Raw genomic sequence first — 25,545 nt, 5'->3', positions numbered from 1 at the left:
GATGCGCTGCGCCTGCTGCAAGACCGTCAACGCCCTCTGCTTCTGGGGGCCGCGGCCCGAGAAGGGATGGAAGCGCCCCTGGCTGCTGACGCTCGCCCTGGTCTTGATGGGGGTGTCCGGCTTGCTGCTCTGGGCCTTGCGTGGCCATCAGCATGAACTCGGCCTTGCCGTGCTGGCTCTTTTCCTCGTATCGCTGTCCGGTCTCGGCATCGTGGTCGCGATCAAGGGCTGCGACGCCTGCGTCGCCAGGGTTTTCGGCGATTTTTAAGGTCTCGGACCGGGCGCCCGCCCGCCCCCGTCACCCCGTCATCACAGGGCCGTCATCGAAACGCCGCAATCGCAGCCCATGATGCGCAGCATGAGGCTGCCCGCGCACACCGACATCGAGGTCGACGAGGCCCCGCCGCTGCAGCGTTTTCTGCGCGTGGCCATCGTCACCGAAACCTACCCGCCCGAGGTCAACGGCGTGGCGCGCACCATCGCCTGCCTGGTCGAGGGCCTGCGGGCGCGCAACCACGCGGTGCAGCTGGTGCGGCCGCGCCAGTTGAAGGGCGAGCAGTCGGACGGCGACGACGAGCGCTTCCACGAGGTGCTGATGCGCGGCCTGCCGATCCCGCGCTACCCGCATCTGCGCATGGGCGTGGCCTCGAAGAAAAGCCTGGTCAATCTGTGGACGCTGCGCCGCCCCGACATCGTCCACATCGCCACCGAGGGACCGATGGGCTGGTCGGCGCTGCAGGCCGCCAGCTATCTGAAGCTGCCGATCTGCTCGGACTTCCGCACCAATTTCCACGCCTACAGCAAGCATTACGGCGTCGGCTGGCTGCACAAGCCCATCATGGTCTATCTGCGCAAATTCCATAACAAGACGCAGTGCACCATGGTGCCCGATGCCGGCCTGCGCCAGCAGCTCGACGAGCTGGGCTTCAAGGGCGTCAGCGTGGTCGCGCGCGGCGTCGACACCGCGCTGTTCAACCCGCTGCGGCGCTGCGCCGCGCTGCGCGAGAGCTGGGGCGCCGGTGCCGACGATCCGGTGGTCCTGCATGTGGGCCGGCTGGCGGCCGAGAAGAACCTGGCCACGCTGGCCGACGCCTTCGAGGCCTTCCGCCAGGTGCAGCCGCGCGCGCGCCTGGTGCTGGTCGGCGACGGGCCGGCGCGCAAGCAGCTGCAGGAGCGCCTGCCCGAAGCGATCTTTGCCGGCATGCGCCATGGCGAGGATCTGGCCGCCCACTACGCCAGCGCCGACGCCTTCATCTTCCCCAGCATCACCGAGACCTTCGGCAACGTCACGCCCGAGGCCATGGCCAGCGGCCTGGCGGTGCTGGCCTACGACTACGCGGCCGCTTCCCAGCTGATCAAGCCCGGCCACAACGGCCTGCTGGCACCCTTCGGCAACGGCCCCGAATTCCTGAACCAGGCCGCCGAGCTGGCGCGCGAGCCGGCGGCCCTGCGGGCGATGGGCCAGGCCGCCCGGTTGACCGCCGAGGCGCAGAGCTGGGCCGGCATCGTCACCAATGTCGAGAACATCTACGCGGCGGTGATCGACGGCCGGGCCCTGCCCACCGTTGCGGTGCGCAGCGACATCGCGGCCGCTCAACCCGGTTGCTGAAGCCCGATTGAGGCCCGGCGCCAGCGCATCAGCGCCAGCATCACCAGCGCGATCAGGCTGCCGAACACCGTCATCAGCGGCAGCAGTGGCGCGTCCAGCGCCAGCGCGCCGGCATAGAGGGCCAGCATGCCGAGGATGCTCAGGTTCTCATTGAAACCCTGCACGGCGATCGAGCGCCCGGCCGTCAGCAGCTGGTAGCCGCGATGCTGCAGCAGCGCATTCATCGGTACCACCAGCAGGCCGCCTACCGCGCCGACCAGGGCCAGCAGCGGCAGGGCCAGCGCAAAGGCATCGACCCAGGCCAGCCCCGCCATCAGCAGGCCCAGCAGCACGCCCAGCGGCAGCACCCGCAGCGCCCGCGTCAGCGGCACCCAGCGCCCGGCAGCAGCAGCACCGACCACCACGCCGACGGCCACCACCGCCTGCAGATAGGCGCTGCGGTCCAGCCCCAGCTGCAGCACCTGCTGCGCCCAGCGCAGCACCGCGAACTGCAGCGTCGCGCCGACCCCCCAGAACAGGGTCGTCACCGCCAGCGACACGCCGCCCTCGGCATCGCGCCACAGCGCGCGGTTGGCACGGACGAAGTCGCGCAGCAGCGCCCCGGGCCGCAGGCTGGCGCTGCGGGCATAGCGGGCGCCGCTGTCGGGCACGCCCAGCTGCGCCACGGCGGCCAGGCCGTAGAGCAGCAGCAGCAAAGCCAGCGAGGCGCTCAGCGAGGACGCCAGCCCGGGCAGCGACACCAGCGAAGCCAGCATCGCACGCAGCCCCTCGCTGACCAGCAGACCGCCCAGCACCGTGCCCAGCAACGCCGCGCCGACGATGGACACCTCCAGCCAGCTGTTGGCCGCCACCAGCTGGCGCGGTGCCACCAGCTCGGTCACCAGCCCGTACTTGGCCGGCGCATAGCAGGCCGCGCCCAGGCCGACCACCGCATAGGCCGCCACCGGATGCAGGCCGGCCAGCAGCGCCACCAGGCCCAGCATCTTGACCCCGTTCATCCAGGCCATCAGCCGCGCCTTCGGCAGCGCGTCGGCCAGCGGCCCGACCCAGGGCGCCAGCAGCACATAGGAGATCGTGAACGAGAACTTCAAAAGCGGTGCCCACCAGGCGGGCAGGCCCTGCTCGTGCAGCAGCGCGATCGTGACGATCAGCAGCGCGTTGTCGGCCAGCGCCGAGGCGAACTGCGCGGCGATCAGCAGATGGAAACCCGGCGGCATGCGCATGGCCGCCATTGGCGCCGACACAGATGCCAGGGCGATGACGCGGGCGTGACGCTTTGACGACGGCGGTCTGCCAGACCGATCGGCAAGACCTGTCACTATGATGCGTCGACACCCTGCACCGCCACCGACGATGACCACGACGCCCACCGCCACGCTCGCCAGCCCGGCCGACGACCACGGCCTGATCTGCGGCTATCTGTTCCAGGCCGGCCAGCCGGCCCGGCCCGTGGACACGCAGGCGGCCCAGCAATGGCTGCATCGCGGCGCGAGCGCCAGCGACGCCGACTTCATCTGGCTGCATTTCAACCTGACCCATACCAGCGCCCATGGCTGGCTGCGCGCCCACACCAGCCTGCCGCAGGACTTCCACCAGTCGCTGCGCGAGGGCTCGCGCTCGACCCGCATCACGCGCTTGGGCGAACGGCTGATGGCGGTGATCAACGATGTGACCTTCGACTTCTCCTTCGACCCCGAGAACGTCGCGACCCTGTGGCTGAGCCTGGAGCCGGGCCTGGTGGTCAGCGCCCGGGTGCAGCCGCTGCGCTCGGTGGACCGGCTGCGCCGCGCGGTCGGTGCCGGCGACGCGATCGCCAGCCCGGTGGCCCTGCTGGAGCATCTGCTCAGCGACCAGGCCGACGAGCTGCAGCACATCGTGCGCAGCGCCAGCGACAAGGTCGACGATATCGAGGACGCGATGCTGGCGCGCCGCAACAAGCTGCAGGGCAGCGACGAGCTGGCGCGGCTGCGCCGCCTCTCGGTGCGGCTGCAGCGCCTGCTGGCGCCCGAGCCGGGCGCGCTGCTGCGCCTGCTGGCCAACCCGCCGGCCTGGCTCAATGCCGAGGAGCGCGACCGGCTGCGCCGCGTCAACGACGAGTTCGCGGTGGCGCTGCGCGACATCGTCTCGCTGCACGAGCGGGTCAAGCTGCTGCAGGACGAGTCGGCCTCCCAGGTGGCCGAGCAGAACAACCGCAGCCTGTTCACGCTGACCATGGTCACCGTGCTGGCCCTGCCCATCAATCTGTTCGCCGGCCTGATGGGCATGAATGTCGGCGGCATCCCGCTGGCCGATCATGCGCACGGCTTCTGGCTGATGCTGCTGCTGATCGCGTCCTTCACCGCACTGGCGGCCTGGTTGGCGCTGCGCCGGCTGACGAATCGGCAGCGCTGATTCACCCATGGACCCGACCCGCGAGATCTTTGAGCTCGGCGACTGGCGGGTCGATGCCGCCGGCAACCGCCTGCAGCGCGGCGCCGAGGTCCGAGCGCTGCGCCACAAGGCCATGGCCCTGCTGGTGCTGCTGGCCAGCCGGCCCGGCGAGACCGTCGGCCGCGAGGAGATCATCGACACGATCTGGCAGGGCAACCGTTTTGTCGCCCCCAAGGCCATCAACACCGCCGTCTGGACCATACGCCAGGCCCTGGGCGACGACCCCGAGGCGCCGCGCTATCTGGAGACCATCGCAAAGAAAGGCTACCGGCTGATCGCGCCGGTGCGTGCGCTGGCGCCGCCGCCGCAGATCATGGCGATGCCGATCACAGCGCCCGCGCCGCACTGGCCGCTGCTGGCCGGCCTGCTGGTGCTGGCCGGCCTCATCGCCGTCTGGTGGCTGCGGCCGGGCGACATCGCGCCCGCGGCCTTGCCCGAGCCCCGGCCGCTGACGCACACCCCCGGTCATGAATACCTGGGCCAGCTCTCGCCCGATGGCCGGCTGCTGGCCTTCGCCTGGTGGCAGGGCCAGGGCGCGGGCCGGCTCTATCTGCGCCCGGCCGCCGAGCTGGATGCTGCGCCGCAGGCCCTCAGCCCCGAGGGCCTGGATGTGCAGGGCCTGAGCTGGTCGCCCGACGGCCGCGCGATCGCCTATATCGCCGCGAGCCCCGACGGGCAGTGCCAGCTGCGGGTCTACCGCCTGAGCGAGCGACCGCAGCAGCAGGCGCTAGCGCGCTGCAGCGCGCTGTTCACGCCCAGCGTCGCCTGGTCGCCCGACGGCCGCAGCATCGCCTTCAGCGCCGAGGCCGAGGGGGTCGGCGGCCTGTTCCTGGTGGCCCCCGATGGCAGCGGCCTGCGGCGCCTGAGCAGCGCCCCGCCGGCCGCGATGCCGGACCACCAGCCGAGCTGGTCGCCCGATGGCCGGCACCTGGTGTTCGCCCGCCAGGATCCGGCCGACGGCAGCCGCGATTTCTACGAGGCCGGCCTGGACGGCCGGGTGCAGCGCCTGAGCCAGCTGCGCCTGTACCCGCTGCACGGCCTGACCCATGCCGAGAACGGTCGCGACCTGATCTTCTCGACCACCCGGCAGGACAGCCGGGTGCTGATGCGCTGGCAGCGCGAGACCGGGCAGGCCTTGCCGCTGGGCCTGGAGGGCAGCGCGCCGCTGCGCAACGCCGGCGGCCCGCTGGTCTATGCGCTGATGCGCTCGCACATCGGCATCGCGCGGCTCGATTGGAGCGCCGGCGCGCAGCCGCTGCGCCTGCCCGGCGCGGTGGTCAATGACCGCGCCCCGACCGCCGATCCGGCAGGCGGCGGCCTGTTCTTTGTCTCGGCGCGCTCCGGCCGGCCCGAGCTGTGGCGCTCCGATGCCCAGGGGGACCAAAACGGCCGGACTCGGGCGCTGACCCAGCTGGACCTCCAGCCCGCCGCGCCGGCCGCCTCGCCCGATGGCCGGCAGCTGGCCTTTCTCGGCAATTGCGGGCCCGGCAAACGCCCCGGCCTGTGCCTGCTCGATCTGGCCAGCGGGCAGCTTAGGCCGCTGGCGGCCGATGCGACGCAGTACGGCCGGCCCAGCTGGCACCCGAGCGGCCGCGAGGTCTGGGTGGCCAGCGACCGCGGCGGGCGCTGGCAGCTCTGGCGCTTCGATCTGTCCGGCAGCCCGGCCGCCACGCCGCTGGACACCGAGCGGCCGCCCGGCCCGGCGCTGCAGTGGGCGGCCGACGGCAGCGCCCTGTTCTACCAGGCCCGCGCCAGCCAAGAGCTGCGCCGGCGCCCGCTGGCGGGCGGGCGCGAGCAGCCGATGGCGGCCGCCGTGCCGGAGGGCGAAGCCCTGCTGGACTGGCGGCTGGGGCCGCAAGGGCTGGTGCTGCTGACCCGCGGCAGCCAGGCCGAGTATTTCCGCCGCCTCGATCTGGCCGGCGAGCGCCCGGCCCAGCTGCTCAGCAGCCATGCGCTGGGCAGCTTTCCGGAGCGGGCCAGCTTCGCGCTGGCCGCCGATGGCAGCGCCTGGGTGGAGCTGGCCCACACCGCCGTGGCCGATCTGATGCAGGCGCGCTGAGCCGGGCGGCGCACGCAAGTGCTTGTCAGACCGCAGGAAATATTTTTTGGACAGGGTTTGGAGCGGGCCGGGCTTGTCGCTCCGGCCCGGCTCGCGGCCTACTGCGGGCTGGCTGCCGGGACGGGCTCGGCGGCCGCTGGCAGGAGGCCGGGATGCTGGACGATAACGATGGCGGTTCACGCAGCGGGTGCCTGCGGCTGAGCCTGATGGCCGCGACGCTGGGCGCGCTGGCCTGCGGTGGCGGCGGCGGCGGCGGCCCGGCGCCGGTCGACCCGGAGCAGCAGCCGACGGCACCGGCCCCCGCCGACGCCGACATCTCGCTGCTGATGATGGGCAACAGCCACACCTCGCTGAACGCCCTGCCCCGGCAACTGGAGGCCTTGCTGCGCGCCGGCCTGCCCGGCAAAAGCGTGGCCGCCACCGAGGCGCCGGGCTGGATGTTCCTCGACGAGCGGCTGGCCGATGCCGGCTCGATAGCCTTGCTGCGCGGCCGGCGCTGGACGGTGCTGGTGCTGCAGGCGCAGAAGTACAGCACCACCGGCCAGAACAGCTACTCGACCAGCGAGGCCCAGAGCCTGATCCGCGTGGCCCGCGAGCTCGGCGCGATGCCGGTGATGTTCCCGGAATGGCCGCGCCTGGGTGTGGCCGAGACCGAGCGCATCTACGCGCTGCACGCCGGCATCGCGCGCCAGCAGCCGGCCTGCGTCGCCCCGATCGGCCAGGCCTGGGAGCTGGCCCTGCAGCGCCACCCAGCCCTGGTCCTGCATGCCGGCGACGGCAACCACGCCGCCCCGGCCGGCGCCTATCTGACCGCGCTGATGCTCTACACCACCCTCACCGGCGCCTCGCCGCTGGCCCTGCCCACGCTGGCCAATAACGGCGTGCCCGCCGAGCAGCAGGCCCTGCTGCGCCAGGTCGCGGCCGACGCGGCGGCGGCCACCGCGCCGCGCCAGCACTGCCCGGGCGACGCGCCGCTGGGGCAGCGACCATGAGTCGGCGGCTGCGCGCCCTGGCGCTGCTGACGGCCGCCCTGCTGCTGGCGCCGCTGCCGGGCCTTACCGAGGTGCAAGTGATGGTGCTGGGCAGCTACCACTTCGCCAACCCGGGGCTGGATCTGCACAACGCCCAGGTCGACGATGTGCTGTCAACTCGGCGCCAGGCCGAGCTGGCCGAGCTGATCGAGCGCCTGGCTTCGTTCCGACCCAGCATGGTGGCGGTCGAGTCCCGCGCTGATGCCTTGCCGGGCCGGGCCCTGCCGGGCTATCGGCGCTATCTGAGCGGCGAGGGCCCGCCCGATCGCAACGAGATCGAGCAGATCGGCTACCGGTTGGCGCGCCGCATGGGGCTGGACCAGGTGCTGGGCGTGGACGCACCGGGCGAGTTCCCCTTCGCGGCGCTGCAGGCTTTTGCCGCCAGGACCGGCCGCGCCGCCGAGTTGCAGCGCTCGGTGGACGAGATCGGCGCGCGCACCCGGGCCTTCGAGCAGCGCGCGCGCAGCGCCAGCGTGGCCACGCTGCTGCGCGAGATCAACCGCCCCGAGGCGATCCGGGCCGACCATGCCTGGTATGTCGACGCGCTCGGCTATGGCGCCGGGTCCGAACAGCCCGGCGCCGAGCTGCTCGGCCGCTGGCAGGCCCGCAACACCGCGATCTGCGCCCGGCTGCGCCAGTCGGTGCGACCCGGCGACCGGGTGCTGCTGCTGTTCGGCGCCGGCCACAGCCATCTGCTGCGCCAATGCGTGCTGGAGCAGTCGGGCTGGACCCTGATCGAGGCCGAGCCTTATCTGCGTTGATGGAGGAAACCGCGATGAGCAAGAAGAAAGCCCTGATGCTGGCCCTGAGCCTGTCCAGCCTGCTGGCGGCCGCGCAAGCCCCGGCGGGCGGCGCCAAGCCGGCGCAATGCCGCCAGGCCGTGGACACGGGTCTGGAGATGGCGCGGCAGTTGCCGGCACCGAATCCGCGCGAGCTTGAGCGCAAGAACGCGCTGCTCGGCCGGCTGCAGACCCTGGTCAGCGAGAACCGCAAGAAGCAGGTCGATGAGTGTCAGACCTGGGCCGAGTTCAACCGCATCGCGGCTCACCAGTAACTCAGGCCGGGTTCTCGATCACCGATTCGCTCTCGAACAGCTCCTGCGCCGCCTGCGCCACTTTCAGCGTGTCGTAGTAGGCATAGGCGCTGACCCCGGCCGCGCCCAGCAGCGGCACCCAGCGCCCGACCGACTTGGCCACCGCGCGCTGGCTCAGTTGCAAGCCCAGCGCGGCCGCGACCCGGCCCAGGCTCGCCGCCGCCAGCGGCCGCACCAGCAGGCGCTCGCCGACCCGAACCGCCAGATCGCGCAGCGCCTGCGCCGCCGTGTGGCGGAACAGGCAATAAAGCATCTGCGCCTGCCCCAGCTCGGCGCTGCGCCCGTACAGCGCAGCCACATCGGCCACCAGCTGGGCCTGGATGCGCCACACCGCCATCATCTCCGGCAGCACCGTCAGCCAGCCCAGCGGCCCCGGCGGCAGCGCCAGCGCGCCGGCCGCCAGCGCCGCCTTGGACGCCGCCTGCCGCGCCAGACCGCGCGCCGCCTCGGCCGGCCGCGCGCTCAGGCGCTGGGTCGAGCCGGGCGTCTGCGCAACCAGGGCCAGTACCGCGCCGGCCATGCGGTCGGCGACGTCAGGATCCTTGCTGCTATCGCTGCGGCGGCTGATGTTCATGATGGGGCGTTGAGTAGGCGGGACAGGGACGATTGTCCATGCGAGACCTTCACTTCAAGATACATCCTCGTTTTGGCAACGAAAGGGCCACCGCAACGGTGGCCCTTTTGCCGTCCAAGCCCGATGTTTGTCAGGCGCCGGGTTCACGGCGCCGGCGGCTGCACAGTGCGGCACAAGCAGCGGCGAGCGAGAGGATCCAGACCGTGCTCGGCTCGGGCACAGTCGTCGTGAAGTAGGAATGACCGTCAAATGTCACTACCGAATTCGAGGGCGGCCGAAGCGCAAATGGGTGAACGTCCTGCGGCCTGAACTCGCCTCGCCGGTCGATGACGTCGAAGATTCCGAAGGGCACCGGCCCATGATCCGGGGGGGCAAGATGCGGGTAACTGAACTCGAACAAATCCTGCGCAAAGGTCCAGTAATCGCCTACCGCCATCTGATTGCCGTTGAGCGGTGGATCGTTGCTGCTGCCGTCGCCCTCCATCGTGATGTTGAGTGTTTCCCCGGGCTGCACAGGTGTACTCGGGAAGTAAAAGCAGATCTGATGTGCCGCAACCGTACTGTCGGCAGCGCCACCTTGGCGGGCGCTGTAGATGTCAACCGGCGAACCGCCCAATGGCCCGGTAAATGCCAGGTCCAGATTGACAGTCTGATTGATGTTGACGCTGAGCGGTATACCAATAAAGAAGCAAATATCAGTTGCGGCGGGATCTCCAGGGTCAGCGTCATAAAGGACGCTCACCGTAAATGGGTTCTGCAGCACGACGGTCGCGAGCGTCGGCAAAGGCGCAAGGGTAGCGACAAGCGCCGCGATGAACGCTTGGGGCCAGCGCAGTTTCGCTCTTGCCCCTACCTCGAGCACATGCTTCGAACAACGTGTTGCCAGTGGCTGCACGATCAAGTGCAGAAGGCCTACTGATCTTTCCATGGTGTCTGCTCCAGTTGGTCTCGACGCAGCCCCTGATCGAGAGTCCTGCCTGCTACTTGCTGGGGCCGACTTAATGATCCTGCGCTCATGGAGTCAGCAGGTCAAGAGCACGGCGATCAAACGCCGATGAGGCGATTGAGGCCTCTTGTGCTGCGGCCCCTTCCGAGCCGTCGCAGGTTTTGCGAAGGGCTGTAGGAGCCTCCTGCACTCCTACTTGACCCGCTGCTTCTCCAGCTTCCTCGCCAGCGTACGCCGGTGCATGCCCAGGCGCCGCGCGGTCTCGGAGATGTTGAAGCCGGTGGCGGCCAGGGTTTCGTGGATGTGTTCCCACTCCAGGGTCTTGATCGAGGTGGTGCGCTCGGTCAGTTCGACCTCGGCGTCGCCCTGGGCACGGGCGAAGGCGGCTTCGATGTCGTCGGTGTTGGCGGGCTTGGCCAGGTAGTGGCGGGCGCCGAGCTTGATGGCTTCGACGGCGGTGGCGATGCTGGCGTAGCCGGTCAGCACGACGATCAGCATCTGCTCGTCGTGGGCGTGCAGGGTCTGCACGCAGGCCAGGCCCGAGTCGCCGCCGGCGAGCTTCAGGTCGACCACCGCATAGCCGGGGTTGTGCGTGCCCAGCAAGGCCTGGACCTCGCCGAGCTGGGTGGCGCGCAGCACGCGGTAGCCGCGCCGCTCGAAGGAGCGCAGCAGGGTGCGGGCGAAGGCGTCGTCGTCCTCGACGATCAGCAGCAGGCGTTCGTCGTCGTGGCTCATTCGTCGTGCTCTTCCTTCTGATGCGGGCTCAGTGCGGCCAGCGGCAGCCGCATGCTGACCTCGGCGCCGCCGTCGGGGCGGTTGCGCGCCTCGATGCGCCCGCCCAGCGTGCGGGCCACATTGACCGACAGGAACAAGCCCAGCCCGCCACCGGGCTTGCCCTTGCTGGACTGGTAGGGCTTGCCGAAACGCTCCAGCATCGCCGGGGCAAAACCCGGCCCCCGGTCCAGCACGCGCAGCACCAGGGTCTCGTCCTCGCAGAAGGCCAGCAGGCGCAGCGGCGCCTGCGGCGCGGCCTCCAGCGCGTTGTCCAGCACATTGCCGACCATCTGCTTGAGCGCGAAGTCGGAGATGATGGGCAGGTCGGGCAGGCCCTCGCGCTCGTAGCGCAGCTGCTGGCCAGGCCGGGTGCTGCGCCATTCGGCGACCAGCTCGTCGAGGAAATCGTGCAGGCCGCGCTCGATCGGCGCCTCGCCGCGCGCCTCGCCGGCCGACAGCAGGATGCCGCTGACGATGGTCTTGCAGCGCTTGAGCTGCACCTGCATCTCCTCGATCTCCTCGCGCAGCTCGGGATCGCCGGCGAATGGCGCCATGCGCGACCAGTCGCCCAGGATCACCGACAAGGTGGCCAGCGGCGTGCCCAGCTCATGGGCCGCGCCCGAGGCCAGCAGGCCCATGCGCACGATGTGCTCCTCCTCGGCCGCGCGCTGGCGCAGATCGGCCAGCCGGGCATCGCGCTGGCGCAGATTGCGGCCGATGCGGGTGATGAAGATCACCAGCAGGGCCGCGTTCAGCGCGAAGCACAGCAAGAGGCCGCCGACGTAGTGGGTCGACAGCGCCGGGATGCTCAGATCGGGCAGGCGCAGCGGCCGGTGCCACTGGGTCAGCAGGATGAAGCACAGGCTGGTCAGCGCCACCATGGCCCAGATATAGCGCGGCCGCAGCAGCACCGCGCCGACGGCCACCTGCAGCAGGAACAGGAAGATGAAGGGGTTGGTGATGCCGCCGCTGTAGAACAGCTGGCCGCTGAGCACGCCCACATCGACCAGCAGGCCGGCGAACAGCTCGCCATTCAGCACCCGGCTGCCGACGCCGGTCGCGACCCGGCTGCGCAGCCAGCTCGCGACATTGAACAGCGCCAGCGCCGCCAGCAGGCTCAGCATCTCCAGCAGCGGCAGCTGCACATCCAGCGCGAAATGCACGCAGAGAATGGTGGCCAGCTGCCCGGCCACGGCCAGCCAGCGCAGCTGCACCAGCTGCAGCAGATTGTTGCGGCCGGCCTGGTGCTCGGGGGCCTGGCCGGCCTCGGCGGGCGGCGCGGGCCTGGCTTCAGTCTCGGTGGGGGACAAGCGTCGGTTCTCCAGCGGCATGGTGGCGCCACAGCAAGACGGCCGCGCCGGCCACCATGGCCGCCAGCGCGAACCAGGTCAGCGCGTAGACGAAGTGATTGTTGCTGAACTGCAGCACGGTCAGGCCGGGCCGGGGCCAGGCCATGGCGGCGGCGGGGTCGTCGGCACCGACATCGATGAAATAGGGCGCGACCGGGCCGTTCAGGCCCTGGGCGGCGGCAATGGCCGCCACATCGCGCGAGTACCAGCGGCCCGCGGCCGCGTCGTTGCGGCGCAGCAGGCTGCCGCCGGGCTCGCTCAGGCGCAGCAGGCCGGTGATCTGCTGCGGGCCGGGCGGCTGCGCGCGTCCGGCCGGATCGCGCTGCTCGGGCGGCACAAAGCCGCGATTGACCAGCAGCCAGAAGCCCGCTCCGGTGGCCTGCTCTGCATCGACCCACAGCGGCGTCAGCACCCAGTAGCCGCTGCCCAGCGCGGTGCTGGCCCAGACCTGGACCTCGCGGCCATGGTCGAAGCGGCCCTGCACCCGCAGGCGGCGGTATTCATGCTCGGCGCGGCTCAGCGAGGGCCAGGTCTTGCCATCGGGCGAGGGTGCGGCCACCGGCGCGGCGCTCAGGCGCTGCTCGACGCGCGCGATCAGGTCCTGCTTCCAGGCCAGGCGCTGCAGCTGCCAGACGCCCAGGGCCAGCAGGCCGGAAAACAACAAGGCCGCGAGCAGCAGCAGCGCCACGAGGGCGCCGCGCCGGCGCGGCCGAGAAGCGGATGCCGTCACGGATCAGGGCATGTTGCGCATATCGTGCATGGGCATCATGTTCTCGTTCAGGTGGAACATCACCCAGATCGAACCGGCCAGCATGATGACGACCAGCACGATGGTGAAGATCAGCGCCAGCATGGACCAGCCGCCCTCGACCTTGGCGTTCATGTGCAGGAAGTAGACCATGTGGACAACGATCTGCACGGCCGCGAAGCCCAGGATCACGAAGGCCGTCAGGCTCGAAGACGGCAGCACCTTGGCCATCACCAGCCAGAAGGGGATGGCCGTCAGCACCACCGACAGCAGGAAGCCAATCACATAGCCTTTGACGGTAGCGTGATAGGCGGCGCCGTCGTCGTGATGATCGTCGTGGTGGTGGTCGCCGTGTTGCTGACTCATGGCAGCACTCCCATCAGATAGACAAAGGTGAAGACGCCGATCCAGACCACGTCCAGGAAGTGCCAGAACATCGACAGGCACATCAGGCGGCGCTTGTTCTCGACCGTCAGGCCCAGCTTGTTGACCTGCACCATCAGCACGAGCAGCCAGATGATGCCGAAGGTGACGTGCAGGCCGTGGGTGCCGACCAGCGTGAAGAAGGCCGACAGGAAGGCGCTGCGCTGCGGCGTGGCACCCTGGGCGATCAGGTGATGGAACTCATAGAGCTCCAGGCCCAGAAAAGCCAGGCCGAACAGGCCGGTGATCGCCAGCCAGGTCAGCACGCCCCGCTTGCGGCCGTGCTGCATCGCGATCATCGCCAGGCCGTAGGTGATGGACGAGAACAGCAGCATCGCGGTATTGACCGCGACCAGCTGCAGATCGAACAGATCGGCGCCCGAGGGGCCGGCCGCATAGCTGCGACCCAGCACCGCGTAGACCGCGAACAGCACCGCGAAGATCAGGCAGTCGCTCATCAGATAGAGCCAGAAGCCCAGGAGCGTGCCTTGCTGCGGGTGGTGGTCGCCGCTGTCGTAGAACACCGGCGCGCTGCCGGCGGTGAGCGTGGGAGAGGTGTGCATGGTCAGGATCGCTCTCAGGCCAGGGCCGCCAGGGCCTTTGTGCGGGCGTCTTCGCTGCGCGTCACCGCATCGGCGGGGATGTAGAAGTCGCGCTTGTAGTTGAAGGTGTGGACGATGGAGGCGATCACGGTCAGCGCGAAACTGAGGCCGGCCACCAGCCACATATGCCAGACCATCGCGAAGCCGAACAGCGTGCACAGCGCCGCGATGACAAAGCCCGCCGCCGTGTTCTTGGGCATGTGGATGGACTTGAAGCCGGCGACGGGGCGCTGCGCGCCGCGCTGCTTCATATCGTGCCAGGCGTCGAGCTCATGCACGACCGGCGTGAAGGCGAAGTTGTAGTCCGGCGGCGGCGAGGCGGTCGACCACTCCAGCGTGCGGCCACCCCAGGGGTCGCCGGTGTGGTCGCGCAGCTGTTCGCGGCGCATATAGCTGACCACCAGCTGGATCAGGAAGGCCGCAATGCCCAGTGCGATCAGCACCGCACCGAAGGCCGCCACCTGGAACCAGATCTGCAGCGAGGGGTCGTCGAAATGGCTCATGCGGCGGGTCACACCCATCAGGCCCAGCACATACAGCGGCATGAAAGCCATCCAGAAGCCGATCAGCCAGAACCAGAACGAGGTCTTGCCCCAGAACGGGTCGAGCTTGTAGCCAAAGGCCTTGGGGAACCAGAAGCTGATGCCGGCGAACAGGCCGAACAGCACGCCGCCGATGATGACGTTGTGGAAGTGGGCGATCAGGAACAGACTGTTGTGCAGCACGAAGTCGGCCGGCGGCACCGCCAGCAGCACACCCGTCATGCCACCGATCACGAAGGTGATCATGAAGCCTATGGTCCACAGCATCGGCACCTCGAACTCGATGCGCCCGCGGTACATCGTGAACAGCCAGTTGAAGATCTTGGCCCCGGTCGGGATCGAGATGATCATCGTCGTGATGCCGAAGAAGCTGTTGACGCTGGCGCCCGAACCCATCGTGAAGAAGTGGTGCAGCCAGACCAGGTAGGACAGGATGGTGATCACCACCGTCGCATAGACCATCGAGGCATAGCCGAACAGCTTCTTGCGGCTGAAGGTCGAGACGATCTCCGAGAAGATGCCGAAGCAGGGCAGGATCAGGATGTAGACCTCGGGGTGACCCCAGATCCAGATCAGGTTCACATACATCATGGCGTTGCCGCCAAGATCGTTGGTGAAGAAGTTGGTGCCGACGTAGCGGTCCAGGCTCAAGAGCACCAGCACGGCCGTCAGCACCGGGAAGGCGGCGACGATCAGCACATTGGTGCACAGCGAGGTCCAGGTGAACACCGGCATCTTCATCATCGTCATGCCCGGCGCCCGCATCTTGATGATGGTGGCGATCAGGTTGATGCCCGACAGCGAGGTGCCGACCCCGGCGATCTGCAGGGCCCAGATGTAGTAGTCGACCCCGACGCCCGGGCTCTGCAGAATGCCCGACAGCGGCGGGTAGGCCAGCCAGCCGGTGCGCGCGAACTCGCCGATGAACAGCGAGATCATCATCAGCACCGCGCCGGCCGTGGTCATCCAGAAGCTGAAGTTGTTCAGGAAGGGGAAGGCCACATCGCGCGCACCGATCTGCAGCGGCACGAGGTAGTTCATGAAGCCGGTCACCAGCGGCATCGCGACGAAGAAGATCATGATCACGCCGTGCGCCGTGAAGATCTGGTCGTAGTGGTGCGGCGGCAGGAAGCCGGCGTTGTCGCCGAAGGCCATGGCCTGGTGCATGCGCATCAGCAGCGCGTCGGCGAAGCCGCGCAACAGCATCACGATGCCCAGCACCATATACATGATGCCTATCTTCTTGTGGTCGATGCTGGTGATCCAGTCGCGCCACAGCGGGCCCCAGACCCGGTACTTGGTCATCACGGCCAGCAGCGCCGTGCCGCCCAGCAGCACCATCGCGAAGGTGGCCCAGATGATGGGGTCATGGGGAATCGCATCCGGGCCGAGGCGGCCGAACAGGAGCGTGTTGAAATCTTGCATGGAGAGGGTCTCGCTCTGTATCCGGTTCGCGTCAGGGCTGGCTGCGCGCGAGGCTGAAGTCGCCGGCGTTCTCGGGCGTGCACAGCGCGGCCACATAGCGGCGCTCGGCAAGCTCGTCACCATTGCGCCAGGGCTTGCTCGACAGGCCGGCAATGCTGCCCTTGCCCAGGCCGCCGGCGGCGTCGATCGCCATCATCTGGGCCATGCACATCTTGCTGCCGTCGACGCAGCGGTTCAGGATCGCGTCATACAGGCCCGGAGCCACCGTCGCATAGCGGCGCACCGGCTCGCGCGCGCTGGGCTGCTCCAGCTGCAGATAGTCGGCGCGGGTCAAGGCCTGGCCCTCGGCCTTGTTCTTCTGCACCCACTGCTCGAAGCCAGCCTCGGACAGGCCGTGGAACTTGAAGCGCATGTGCGAGAAGCCATCGCCGCTGAAATTGGCCGAGAAGCCGTCGAACGCGCCGGGCTTGTTGATCACCGCATGCAGCATGGTCTGCATGCCGGGCATCGCATAGATCTGGCCGGCCAGCGCCGGGATGTAGAAGGAGTTCATCACCGTGGACGCGGTGATCTTGAACTGGATCGGCCGGTCCACCGGCGCGGCCAGCTCGTTGACCGTCGCGATGCCCTGCTCGGGGTAGAGGAACAGCCACTTCCAGTCCAGCGCCACGACCTCGACCACCAGCGGCGCCTGGCCCTGCGGCAGCGGCCGGCCTTCGGCGATGCGGTCCAGCGGCCGGTAGGGGTCGAGCTTGTGGGTGCTGATCCAGGTGATCGCGCCCAGCGCGATGATGATCAAGAGCGGCGCGCCCCAGATCACCAGCTCGAGCCGGGTCGAGTGGTCCCAGTCGGGGCTGTAGGTGGCGGACTTGTTGTTCTGGCGGTAGCGCCAGGCGAACAGCAGGGTCAGCGCGATCACCGGCACGATGATGATCAGCATCAGGATCGTCGAGGTGACGATCAGCTGCGCCTGCTGCTGGGCGATATCGCCCGAGGGTTTCATCACCACCATATTGCAGGCGCCCAGCGGCAGGGCCAGGGCCAGCAGGCCCAGTCGTGCTAAGGTGGTATCGACTAAAGGTTTTGGGGACATCGGGAATACCAGGCCGGCGGGAAAACGCTAGTTGCGCATCGGTCGGAAATGTATCTTGATTGACCCAAATCAACGATAGGACATTTTGTCCAAGGCAAGCGAGACATGGCCAGCAGTAACACCCTCACCCATCCCGGCATCCAGGGCACCCAGCCCGAGCACAGCCTGGCGCCCGGCGACATCGCCGTCGGCGTCGTGATCGGCCGGGCCTCCGAGTATTTCGACTTCTTTGTCTACGGCATCGCCTCGGTGCTGGTCTTCCCGGCGGTGTTCTTCCCCTTCGCCGACCGGCTGGAGGGCACGCTGTACGCCTTCGCGCTGTTCGCCTTTGCCTTCGTCGTGCGGCCGGTAGGCACGGTGGCCGGCATGGCCATCCAGCGCCGCTGGGGCCGCAGCGCCAAGCTGGCCTCGGCGCTGTTCCTGCTGGGCTGCTCGACCGCCGGCATGGCCCTGCTGCCCAGCTATCACAGCCTGGGCCTGGGCGCGATCGCGCTGCTGGCGCTGTTCCGCATCGGCCAGGGCCTGGCCCTGGGCGGCTCCTGGGACGGCCTGCCCTCGCTGCTGGCGCTGAACGCACCGGAAAACCGCCGCGGCTGGTATGCGATGCTGGGCCAGCTCGGCGCGCCGCTGGGCTTTCTGATCGCCTGCGGACTGTTTGCCTATCTCTGGGGCAGCATGTCCGAGCACGACTTCCTCGACTGGGGTTGGCGCTTCCCCTTCTTCGCCGCCTTCGCGATCAATGTGGTGGCGCTGTTCGCGCGGCTGCGCCTGGTGGTCACCCATGAGTACGAGCGCGAGCTCGATGCCAAGGAACTGGAGCCCTGCGATGTCGGCGAGTTGCTGCGCAGCCAGGGCAGCAATGTGCTGATCGGCGCCTTTGCCGCGCTGGCCAGCTATGCGCTGTTCCACATCGTCACGGTGTTCCCGCTGTCCTGGATCATGCTGTTCTCGGAGCGCCCGGTCGGCGAGGTGCTGGTCGTGCAGGTGGTCGGCGCCCTGCTGGCGGCTGGCGCGATGCCGCTGTCGGGCCTGCTGGCCGACCGCATCGGCCGGCGCCGCACCCTGGGCATGCTGGCGACGGCCATCGGCGTGTTCAGCCTGTTCGCGCCGCTGCTGCTGGACGGCGGCCAGGTGGGCCAGGACGCCTTCATCCTGCTCGGCTTCGTGCTGCTGGGCCTGAGCTACGGCCAGGCGGCCGGCGCGGTGACGGCCAACTTCCTGCCGCGCATGCGCTACACCGGCGCCGCGCTGACAGCCGATCTGGCCTGGCTGATCGGCGCCGCCTTCGCGCCGCTGGTGGCACTGGGCCTGTCGGCCCGCTTCGGCCTTGCTGCCGTCACGCTCTATCTGCTGTCGGGCGTGGCCTGCACGCTGCTGGCGCTGCGCGCCAACCGGCTGCGCAACGCCCGCGACTGACTCAGCCCCCGGCCGACGACGACTGGCGCGCCCGGCGCCAGCCCAGCAGGGTGAGGCCCAGGGCCAGCAGGGCCCAGCTCTGCGGCTCGGGCACCGGGGCCGTGTTGCCGAAGCCCTCGCCATAGTCAAAGCCGCTGCCCGAGCGCAGGTAGTAGGTGGCCGGGTCGAGCAGCGCGCCGCTGACACCGTCGTAGAGGCTCAGGCCCATGAAGCTGGCGGTATTGCCGTAGTCGGCACTGTAGCTGCAGCCGCCCGACGGCGCCGGCAGATGCGGGGGCAGCGCCGACAGCGTGAACAGGCATTGCGACCGCAGCGCCAGACGCCATTCCACATCGAACTGATAATTCCCGAACTGCGGCTTCGGGCCCAACCTCATGCTGAAACCGGTGGCGCTGACATCGAAGATGCCGCTGCTGGCCAGCGTGCTGCGCGTCTGGCCGCCGGCCAGCACGTCCTGGGTTGCCCAGGTACGCTCGGTGACCAGCAAGCCGTGAGGGCCGACAACCATCGCCAGCTCGGCCAGGATGTCCAGCCGGTTGCCATACTCTGTATTGGTCTCGATGCGCCCGCCGGCCCGGCCCCCGAAGTGATAGTCGATGCGCATCACCGTGTTCGCATTGAGCCCCGCGCCATCCAGGCTCAGCGTGTCCTCGAAGGAGGCCTGGCGCAGATTGCCGCCGATGCCGAACTGGCTGCCATCCGTCGCATAGGCCCGGCCCGCGCCGAACTCGGCCACGCGCAGACGGCCCAGCTCGGCCGAGACCAGGCCGGTGGTATTGGTCGCATCCTTCAGCCAGCTCATCTGCAGCACCTTGCCGGGCTGAGGGTTGTAGCGGGTGCTGCTGTCATAGGCCAGCCCACCGTAGGTATAGGTATAGCCCGGCGTTCCCGGTGCCTGGCCGACCGACAGCACTTGCTGCTGAGCAGCAGCCTGGCCGGCCAGGACGGCGAGCCCCAGCGACAGCAGCGGGCTTGACAGTGATGGCTTCATGATTTTCTCCCATGGGTAACGACAAGCAAAAAGGCTTGTCACGGGGCATACGCAAATCGCGGCCCGACCCGGACAGGTCGCTCACCCACAAGCTAGGGGGTCGGGCGGGTCAGGGAGTGCGCCGGGCCCAGCTGGGCCAGCAGGCCGGCCCGGCCCTCGCTCAGCAGTGCGGCGGCCTCCCCGACGCCGGGGCCGCCACTGCGCTGCAGCGCCTGGCCCAGGCGCAGCCGGGCCAGGGCCAGCTCCCAGGACTGCGCCCACAGCAGCTGCTCGCGCAGCCGCAGCGCCGCGCGCAGCGGCGCCACCGCCTCCGGCGCCCGGTCCTGGGCCAGCAAGGCCTCGCCCAGACCCAGCCGGGCCTCGGCCAGCGCCGTCAGCGCCGGCGCGCCCAGAGCCTCCAGCGGCGCCAGCAGGGCCTCGTACTGCCGCCGGGCGCCGGCGTGGTCGCCGCGCTGCGCCGCCAGCCGGGCACGCAGCAGGCCCAGGCGCCGGGCCAGCAGATGGCCAGTCCCCAAACGCTCGGCCAGCCGGGCCTGGGCCGCCTCGAGGCCGGCAGCGGCCCCGGCCAGATCGCCCGAGCCCAGCTGGGCCTCGACCAGGAACAGCCGGCCGCGCAGCGCCAGCGGGCTGGCCGGGCCGGCAAAGCGCTCGGCAAGGCCCAGGGCTTCGCGCAGCACCGGCAAGGCCTCGCCCCAGCGCTCGCGCTGGCTCAGCACCGCGCCATACATGCCCATCGCGGCCGCCACCGCCGCCGAATCGCCGCCGCGCCGGCGCTGCGCCTCGAAGGCGCTCTTCAGCACCGGTTCGGCCTCGGCCAGCCGCCCCAGGCGCAGCGCCAGCGTGCCGGTATTGCCGCGTATCACCAGCGCGTCCAGGTCCTCGGCGCGGCCCAGCTGCTCGAAGATGGCCAGCGTGCGGCGGTAGGCGGCCAGCGCCTCGTCCTGCCGGTTGGCCGCCGTCAGCGTGATGGCCATCGAGTTGTAGAGCAGGGCCGTCTCGCGGTGGCGCTCGCCCGAGAGCGCCTGGCGCTGGGCGATGGCGCTGCGAAAAGTCGCCAGCGAGCCCGCCAGATCGCCCTGGGCCCGCTGCAGGCTGCCCCGTATCAGCAGGCCCTCCAGCAGTGGCTCGCGATGTGCAGCCGGCGCGGTCGCCCAGAAGGCCTCGGCCTGGCCCAGCAGCGCCGCAGCCTCCGCCACGCGGCCACGCAGCAGCTCGATATTGGCCAGCTTCTGCCGCACCAGGGCCAGGTCTTGCGCATCGGCCTGCGGCCCGGCCGCCGCCAGAAAGCCTTCGAGCAGCGGCAGCTGGCCCTCGACATCGCCCAGCGCTCCATACAGATCGGCCAGCGTGATGGTCAGCTTGCCGGCACGTTGCGGGTCGTCGCGATACTCGGCAATCACCCGGGCGGCGCTGCGGTCCAGCATGGCCTTGGCGGTCAGCGGGCCGGCCGCCGACGCCGCGGCGGGATCGGCAATCGCGCTGCGGAACAGGCCGATCAGCTGGTAGCGCAGCGCCTCCTCGCGCGCCGCCGCCCGCTCGGCCACCGCGCGCTGCAGCTCGGCCCGCTGCATCTGCCACAGGCTCAGCCCCAGCCCGCCGGCCAGCGACGCGAACACCAGACCGCCGCCGGCCACCCACCAGCGGTAGCGGCTCAGAAAACGGCCCAGCAGATAGGTCGCCGAGCGACCGCGCACCGCCAGCGGCGCGCGGACCAGATGGCGCGCTATGTCCTTGGCCAGGGCCTCGACGCTGGCATAGCGGCCGGCCGGATCCTGGCTCAGGCAGCACATCACCAGCGCGTCCAGATCCCCGGCCAGCACGCGGCGCCAGGTGCTCGGCGGCCTGATGCTCAAGCCCGCCAACGCAGCCGCCATCGCCTCGGCCGAGCCGGCCGGCAGCCGGTAGGGCCGCCGGCCGCTCAGCAGCTCGTAGAGCACGACGCCCAGCGAATAAATATCCGAGGCGGTGCCGAGGCTGCGCCCGGCCAGTTGCTCGGGCGCGGCCGCGTCGGGCGTGAACGAGTGCCCATCCAGCGGCAGCGCCGCGCCCAGCAGATGGGCGATGCCGAAGTCCAGCAGCTTGACCTGGCCATCGGGCGTCACCAGGATGTTGGAGGGCTTCAGGTCGCGGTGGATGACCAGGGCCGCATGGGCATGGCCGACCGCGCTGAGCACCTGCAGAAACAGCCGCAGCCGCGCCGCCAGATCGAGGCGCTGCTGATCGGCATAGCGCGTGATCGTCTGCCCCGGCACCCATTCCATCGCCAGATAGGGCTGGCCGTCGGCGGCAAAGCCGGCGTCATACAGGCGCGCGATATGCGGGTGCTCCAGCCCGGCCAGCAGATCGCGCTCCTGGATGAAGCGTCGGGCCGCCGTCTCGTCGGTCTCCAGACCCAGGCCGCGATGCGGCAGCTTCAGCGCGACACGGCGCAGCACATGCTCGGTCTGCTCGGCCAGCCAGACACTGGCCATGCCGCCCTGGCCCAGCGGCTCGATCAGCCGGTAGCAGCCGACCATCGCGCCCGGCAGCAGGGCCGCGCCGGCCCGCTGGACCAGGGCCTGGGCCACCAGGCCCGAGGGCGCGGCCGCCAGCCGGCCGTCATCGGCCTGCTCGTGGGCGGCGAGCAGGCGGCGCAGCGCGGCGCCGATCTCGGGCTCGCTGGCCTCCAGCGCCGCCAGCCAGGCCGCGCGCTGCGCCGGTGCCAGGTCCAGCGCCTCGTCGAAGCCTTGCGAGATCCGGGCCCAGGCGGCGGCGTCGACCGGCGCGCGCATCAGGCATCGCCCTGCAGCCGCAGCCGCATGAAGGCGCGCGCCTTGTCCCAGTAGCGGCGCACGCTGCGGTCGCTGATGTCCATGGCCAGCGCGATCTCGGCATCGGTGCAGCCACCGAAATAGCGCATCTCGACCACCTGGGCCAGCTTGGCGTCGAGCAGCTCCAGCTCGTTCAGCGCGCGCTCGACATCGAGCACGGCGGCGGCATCGGCGCCCTGCCCCGCGCCCAGATCGGCCGCGCGCTGGGTATCGAGGGTCAGGTCTTGCCCAGCGCCGCCGCGCCGGGCCGCATTGCGGTGGCGTGCAAAGTCGATGACGATGTGGCGCATGGTCTTGGCGGCGTAGGCGAAGAAATGCTTGCGGTCGGCTATCGTCAGCCGGGCGCCCTGGACGAAATGCAGAAAGCTCTCGTGCACCAGGGCCTGGGTGTCGAGCAGGGTGTCGGGCCGGTGGCTGCTGCGCAGGCGCGCGCGGGCGATGCGCAGCAGGTCCGGATAGAGCTCGGCAAAAGCCCGGTCGGCGGCGCCCCGGTCGCCACCATGGGCGGCGCGCAGGAGGGCGGTCAGCGACTCGGGGGGCGGCGGGCGGTCCATGCTGGGCGCAGTATCACATCAAGGTGGGGGCGGCTGATGCAGGCCGAAGCGCACACCTTGGGGATCGACACCCAGGCAGAAAACACCGAAGCCCGGCTCGGCGGCACCGGGTTCATCAGCCCGCCCTCCCAGCGCCCGCAGCCGGGCCAGCGCCGCCGGCATGTCGGGCACCTGGAAGAAGACCAGCATCTGCGGCGTCGGGTCGTCGCCATGCAGGCCCAGCGTCAGGCCGGGCCCCTGGAACCACCCCTCTCCGGGCCGCTCGGTGGGAGTGAACGGCCAGTCGAACAACTGGCGGAAGAAGGCTTGCGAGCTGCGCGCGTCCGGCGCGCCGATTTCCAGGTAAGAGACGGTTCCGATCATGGCTGACTCCTTTGCACGACGGTTGAACGATCGGCCAGTGTCGGCAGGACCGTGCGCCTTGTCTTGAAGAAAACCGCAAACCCGCCCGGCAGGCTCAGGCGTCGAGCAGCTCGGCAGGCTTGCCCAGCGCGCCGGCGATGCCGGCCCGCATATAGGCGGCCGGCGCGCAGCCGGCGAACTCGCGGAACTCGCGCGTCAGATGGCTCTGATCGCTATAGCCGCAAACCGCGGCGAGGTCGGCGATCGCGCTATCCGGCTCATCGGTCATCAACCGGCAGACCTGGCCGAACCGCAGACGCCGCGCGGCCGCCTTCGGGCCCAGGCCGACGGCGGCCGCGAAACTGGTCGTGAAATGCCGCTCGCTCCAGCCCAGCCGCTGCTGCAGCGCGCGGACCGGCAGCCGGCCCTGCTGCTGCGCCAGCTGCTCCCAGGCCCAGCGCAGCTCGGGCCGCAGCGGCGCACCGCGGCCTTCGAGCCGCCGGGCCAGAAAACGCCGGATGATCGCGAAACGCTGCGGCCATGCAGGCTGTTCGTGCAGCGCTTCGACCAGCAGGTCGGCCTCGCGGCCCCAGATGTCAGCCAGATCGACCACACCCGCCTCCAGCGGCTGGCGGTCGCCGCCGAACAGGCGGTGGGCAGCCCAGGGCGGCAGTTCCAGCTCGATGCAGGATTGCGCGGCGCCGTGCGCCGCCGTCATCGGCCCGCCCGCCATGCCGATCGCAAAGGCCCGGTGGCGGCCGGCAGGGGCGCGCGAGCCCACCGGTGTCAGCTCATAGACGGTCCCGAAGCCGATCACCAGCTTGAGCTGCGGGCAGGCGACCTCGAGCCGCCGCAGCGGCCGGCCGAGATCCTCGCTGAAGCCGCCCAAGGTGCCGCCCCAGTCACCCGGCAATGCCGGCCCGGGCACATAAGTCCAGCGAGACGTCACGTCATCGACCATGGGGTTCATCGCTCCTTATGAAACGGCACGGGCTGCGGTCGACGGGGGTCGGGCCACGCGGCCTCAGCGCCGCTGCACCAGCACGCCGCGCCCGGCCTCGAAGCTGACGGTGGCCAGCGCGCCGTTGATCAGCGTGAACTGCGGCATCCTGTGGCCGATGTCCAGCTCGATCAGCACCGGGCAGGCCAGCTCGCCCAGCACCCCGTCCAGCGCATCCCGGTACGAGAGGCCGTCGGCTTGCGGCGCCTCGGGCCCGCTGTTGCGGCCGATCAGCAGCCCGGCCAGATCGTCGAACCAGCCCTGGCGGCGCAGGCTCCACAGTGCGCGCGCCAGCGTCGGCGGGCTCAGCTCGCAGTTCTCCAGATACAGCAGCGGAAAGCAGTGTGACCTTCATTTATGACGGCGCTGCCCTCCACTGCGCGAACTACGAAGAACCCGCCCAGCTACTCAAGGGCCTGCATCGGGAGTCGCGTTTGCTCCACGCCATCACCGGCGCCATCCTCTCCGAGGATGAGCACTGCGGTAGACGTTGGACCCGCTTGTTCAGTGGTTGTTAAAGTCGTTGTACGGCGTCGACAGCGAAATTGCCACATACATCTCCAGCAACGCTTGCCGACTGGAGTCAGTTTCCTCGACCGCCCGAATGTTCATCGACCTCATGCGCTCCTTCTGTGCCACGAAGCACTTCGCAAAAGCATCCTGCGTCAGAAGCTGCTTGCGTGAGCCTTCCGGCTTGTAGGTCGCCTTCGGCACGCCGCACACCTCCCGAGTCAACAGGAAGGCGAACGAAGCCTGGTTATCGGTAGACCCCGGGCGGCAGTGGAGTCGAATGCGCGCGCGAATGTCATTGCTTCGCCCGACATACAGATGGCGTTCGCCCTCCGAAAACAAGTAGACGCCTCGACTCGGCAGCACCTGTTGCGCAAGCTGTCCGAAAGTGAACGGCGTCGCGGCAACAAGCCGCTCGTAGGAGGGGTGCAGCGCCTCGACGTGACGCGCAAAGGTCTCGTTCATCTCAAACCCGCAGTGTCTTGTAAGCCACGCGCCCGAGATCCACGCCCATCGGGCCGAGGAAGTGTTCCGAGTACACGTTGCCGTCAAATCCCTTCGGTTTCATCGCACTCGTTTCGAGCCACTTGCAGACTCGGTGCATCGCCGAGATGAAGATGGGCATCAGATTGATGTAAACCTGCGAAACCGGATAGCGCCTTGCTTTCGCATAAGCGGAGATTTCCGCAAAGCGAAGCTCGCTCTCCCATAGTGCCTGGAGATGCGTAGCGTTCTTGACATTCGGGTTGGCAAGGCGGGTGTAGAAGTCATCCAGCAGCACGTAGCGCTCGCTGGACCAAGCATCGTCAACGTTGGCGTAGCTGGCCATCAAGAACTCAGCACCGGCCAACTTTGGAAGGGCTCCCTCTAGGCCGAGCCGCGCGTTCATGCTTTCGAACAAGTCGTGGTCCCAGTGGTGGATGGCATTCCGCAGCACTATCAGGAGCGACGTGTCGCCATGGTCAAAGTACTTGAACCCGGGCAAGCCTTTCGACACGTCGTACAGGGTGTGAAACGTCTCGAGCTTCGCCTCGAATGCGAGGTCCAGATTGTTGATTGCCTCCTCGCGGTCGACCTGCACAAGACTCGAGAACCGCATGGCCGCCTCGCTATAGAGCCGCATGGCATTCGACAAACGCTCCCAGGCCCGTTGCACCGCCTTCACGGCGCGCCCGCCATCAACTGCTCGAAGCCCAATTCGAACACCGACTTGAGGTCGTACAC

26 protein-coding genes are annotated in these 25,545 nt (G+C 69.4%); 8 read left to right on the top strand and 18 right to left on the bottom strand.

Translation table 11 applies throughout. The features are described from left to right. The first annotated feature begins 1 nt into the window (after position 1). Both ABGI63_RS07590 and ABGI63_RS07585 read left to right on the top strand, forming a co-directional pair. Positions 2-268 (top strand): hypothetical protein, encoded by a 267-nt coding sequence (locus ABGI63_RS07590; RefSeq protein WP_349741881.1) that lies wholly within the window; start codon positions 2-4, stop codon positions 266-268. 90 nt (positions 269-358) lie between these two features. Next, the gene (locus ABGI63_RS07585) at positions 359-1,609 is read left to right on the top strand and encodes a glycosyltransferase family 4 protein (protein WP_349741880.1); all 1,251 of its coding nucleotides are present in this window, start codon (positions 359-361) and stop codon (positions 1,607-1,609) included. Here ABGI63_RS07585 and lplT read toward each other — a convergent pair. Further along, complete coding sequence (gene lplT, locus ABGI63_RS07580; RefSeq protein WP_349741879.1) at positions 1,594-2,832, bottom strand: lysophospholipid transporter LplT; 1,239 nt, start codon at positions 2,830-2,832, stop codon at positions 1,594-1,596. The genes ABGI63_RS07585 and lplT overlap by 16 nt on opposite strands. A 130-nt stretch (positions 2,833-2,962) precedes the next feature. Here lplT and ABGI63_RS07575 point away from each other — a divergent pair, with 130 nt between their 5' ends. The 5 genes from ABGI63_RS07575 (at position 2,963) to ABGI63_RS07555 (ending at position 8,183) form a co-directional block, all read left to right on the top strand. Further along, entirely contained in the window at positions 2,963-4,000 is a 1,038-nt protein-coding gene (locus ABGI63_RS07575) for a transporter (protein ID WP_349741878.1), read from the top strand. Between the two features lie 7 nt (positions 4,001-4,007). Then, a complete protein-coding gene (locus ABGI63_RS07570) occupies positions 4,008-6,098 on the top strand; it encodes an LpqB family beta-propeller domain-containing protein (RefSeq protein ID WP_349741877.1) in 2,091 nt (696 codons plus the stop codon). Positions 6,099-6,250: 152 nt separating this feature from the next. After that, on the top strand, positions 6,251-7,090 hold the full coding sequence (locus ABGI63_RS07565) for a hypothetical protein (RefSeq protein ID WP_349741876.1): 840 nt from the start codon (positions 6,251-6,253) through the stop codon (positions 7,088-7,090). Beyond that, positions 7,087-7,890 carry a DUF5694 domain-containing protein gene (locus ABGI63_RS07560; protein ID WP_349741875.1) on the top strand — a complete coding sequence of 268 codons (804 nt, stop codon included), beginning with the start codon at positions 7,087-7,089 and terminating at the stop codon, positions 7,888-7,890. The genes ABGI63_RS07565 and ABGI63_RS07560 overlap by 4 nt, the downstream gene beginning before the upstream one ends. A gap of 14 nt (positions 7,891-7,904) precedes the next feature. Then, on the top strand, positions 7,905-8,183 hold the full coding sequence (locus tag ABGI63_RS07555; RefSeq protein WP_349741874.1) for a hypothetical protein: 279 nt from the start codon (positions 7,905-7,907) through the stop codon (positions 8,181-8,183). Position 8,184: 1 nt separating this feature from the next. On the opposite strand, the gene ABGI63_RS07550 is transcribed toward ABGI63_RS07555, so the two are convergent. The 9 genes from ABGI63_RS07550 to cyoA all read right to left on the bottom strand — a co-directional run bounded on the left by ABGI63_RS07550 (position 8,185) and on the right by cyoA (position 16,698). Further along, complete coding sequence (locus tag ABGI63_RS07550; protein ID WP_349741873.1) at positions 8,185-8,796, bottom strand: hypothetical protein; 612 nt, start codon at positions 8,794-8,796, stop codon at positions 8,185-8,187. Positions 8,797-8,926: 130 nt separating this feature from the next. Further along, positions 8,927-9,724 (bottom strand): PEP-CTERM sorting domain-containing protein, encoded by a 798-nt coding sequence (locus tag ABGI63_RS07545; protein WP_349741872.1) that lies wholly within the window; start codon positions 9,722-9,724, stop codon positions 8,927-8,929. A gap of 210 nt (positions 9,725-9,934) precedes the next feature. Continuing rightward, entirely contained in the window at positions 9,935-10,477 is a 543-nt protein-coding gene (locus ABGI63_RS07540; RefSeq protein WP_137943620.1) for a response regulator transcription factor, read from the bottom strand. Continuing rightward, a complete protein-coding gene (locus ABGI63_RS07535) occupies positions 10,474-11,847 on the bottom strand; it encodes an ATP-binding protein (protein WP_432767386.1) in 1,374 nt (457 codons plus the stop codon). The genes ABGI63_RS07540 and ABGI63_RS07535 overlap by 4 nt, the downstream gene beginning before the upstream one ends. Then, positions 11,807-12,595: an SURF1 family protein gene (locus ABGI63_RS07530; RefSeq protein ID WP_349741870.1), complete on the bottom strand. Its 789-nt coding sequence runs from the start codon at positions 12,593-12,595 to the stop codon at positions 11,807-11,809. Before ABGI63_RS07530 ends, ABGI63_RS07535 begins: the two co-directional genes overlap by 41 nt. A 3-nt stretch (positions 12,596-12,598) precedes the next feature. Continuing rightward, positions 12,599-12,979, bottom strand: coding sequence for a cytochrome o ubiquinol oxidase subunit IV (gene cyoD / locus ABGI63_RS07525; RefSeq protein WP_349741869.1), 381 nt, complete (start codon positions 12,977-12,979; stop codon positions 12,599-12,601). Then, complete coding sequence (gene cyoC / locus ABGI63_RS07520; RefSeq protein ID WP_349741868.1) at positions 12,976-13,599, bottom strand: cytochrome o ubiquinol oxidase subunit III; 624 nt, start codon at positions 13,597-13,599, stop codon at positions 12,976-12,978. Before cyoC ends, cyoD begins: the two co-directional genes overlap by 4 nt. A gap of 14 nt (positions 13,600-13,613) precedes the next feature. Next, positions 13,614-15,605: a cytochrome o ubiquinol oxidase subunit I gene (gene cyoB, locus ABGI63_RS07515; RefSeq protein ID WP_349741867.1), complete on the bottom strand. Its 1,992-nt coding sequence runs from the start codon at positions 15,603-15,605 to the stop codon at positions 13,614-13,616. Positions 15,606-15,636: 31 nt separating this feature from the next. Next, complete coding sequence (gene cyoA, locus ABGI63_RS07510; protein WP_349741866.1) at positions 15,637-16,698, bottom strand: ubiquinol oxidase subunit II; 1,062 nt, start codon at positions 16,696-16,698, stop codon at positions 15,637-15,639. 105 nt (positions 16,699-16,803) lie between these two features. On the opposite strand from cyoA, the gene ABGI63_RS07505 reads away from it, so the two are divergent. After that, positions 16,804-18,114: an MFS transporter gene (locus tag ABGI63_RS07505; RefSeq protein WP_349741865.1), complete on the top strand. Its 1,311-nt coding sequence runs from the start codon at positions 16,804-16,806 to the stop codon at positions 18,112-18,114. A gap of 1 nt (position 18,115) precedes the next feature. On the opposite strand, the gene ABGI63_RS07500 is transcribed toward ABGI63_RS07505, so the two are convergent. The 8 genes from ABGI63_RS07500 to ABGI63_RS07465 form a co-directional block, all read right to left on the bottom strand. Beyond that, on the bottom strand, positions 18,116-19,105 hold the full coding sequence (locus ABGI63_RS07500) for a PEP-CTERM sorting domain-containing protein (RefSeq protein WP_349741864.1): 990 nt from the start codon (positions 19,103-19,105) through the stop codon (positions 18,116-18,118). 92 nt (positions 19,106-19,197) lie between these two features. Further along, entirely contained in the window at positions 19,198-21,876 is a 2,679-nt protein-coding gene (locus ABGI63_RS07495; RefSeq protein ID WP_349741863.1) for a serine/threonine-protein kinase, read from the bottom strand. Continuing rightward, a complete protein-coding gene (locus ABGI63_RS07490; protein WP_349741862.1) occupies positions 21,876-22,469 on the bottom strand; it encodes an ECF-type sigma factor in 594 nt (197 codons plus the stop codon). Before ABGI63_RS07490 ends, ABGI63_RS07495 begins: the two co-directional genes overlap by 1 nt. 18 nt (positions 22,470-22,487) lie before the next feature. Next, on the bottom strand, positions 22,488-22,832 hold the full coding sequence (locus tag ABGI63_RS07485; RefSeq protein WP_349741861.1) for a VOC family protein: 345 nt from the start codon (positions 22,830-22,832) through the stop codon (positions 22,488-22,490). 94 nt (positions 22,833-22,926) lie between these two features. Further along, positions 22,927-23,781: an AraC family transcriptional regulator gene (locus ABGI63_RS07480; protein WP_349741860.1), complete on the bottom strand. Its 855-nt coding sequence runs from the start codon at positions 23,779-23,781 to the stop codon at positions 22,927-22,929. Positions 23,782-23,835: 54 nt separating this feature from the next. Beyond that, positions 23,836-24,135 (bottom strand): S66 peptidase family protein, encoded by a 300-nt coding sequence (locus tag ABGI63_RS07475; protein WP_349742386.1) that lies wholly within the window; start codon positions 24,133-24,135, stop codon positions 23,836-23,838. A gap of 180 nt (positions 24,136-24,315) precedes the next feature. Further along, positions 24,316-24,786, bottom strand: a complete 471-nt coding sequence (locus ABGI63_RS07470) for a hypothetical protein (protein WP_349741859.1) — start codon at positions 24,784-24,786, stop codon at positions 24,316-24,318. Between the two features lies 1 nt (position 24,787). Further along, positions 24,788-25,486, bottom strand: coding sequence for a hypothetical protein (locus ABGI63_RS07465; RefSeq protein WP_349741858.1), 699 nt, complete (start codon positions 25,484-25,486; stop codon positions 24,788-24,790). Positions 25,487-25,545: the final 59 nt, after the last annotated feature.

The organism is Roseateles cavernae (genome assembly GCF_040187885.1).
In the GTDB taxonomy this organism is placed as follows: domain Bacteria; phylum Pseudomonadota; class Gammaproteobacteria; order Burkholderiales; family Burkholderiaceae_C; genus Roseateles_E; species Roseateles_E cavernae.
Note: the sequence above shows the minus strand (reverse complement) of the source record. Positions and strands in the feature narration are given on the sequence as shown.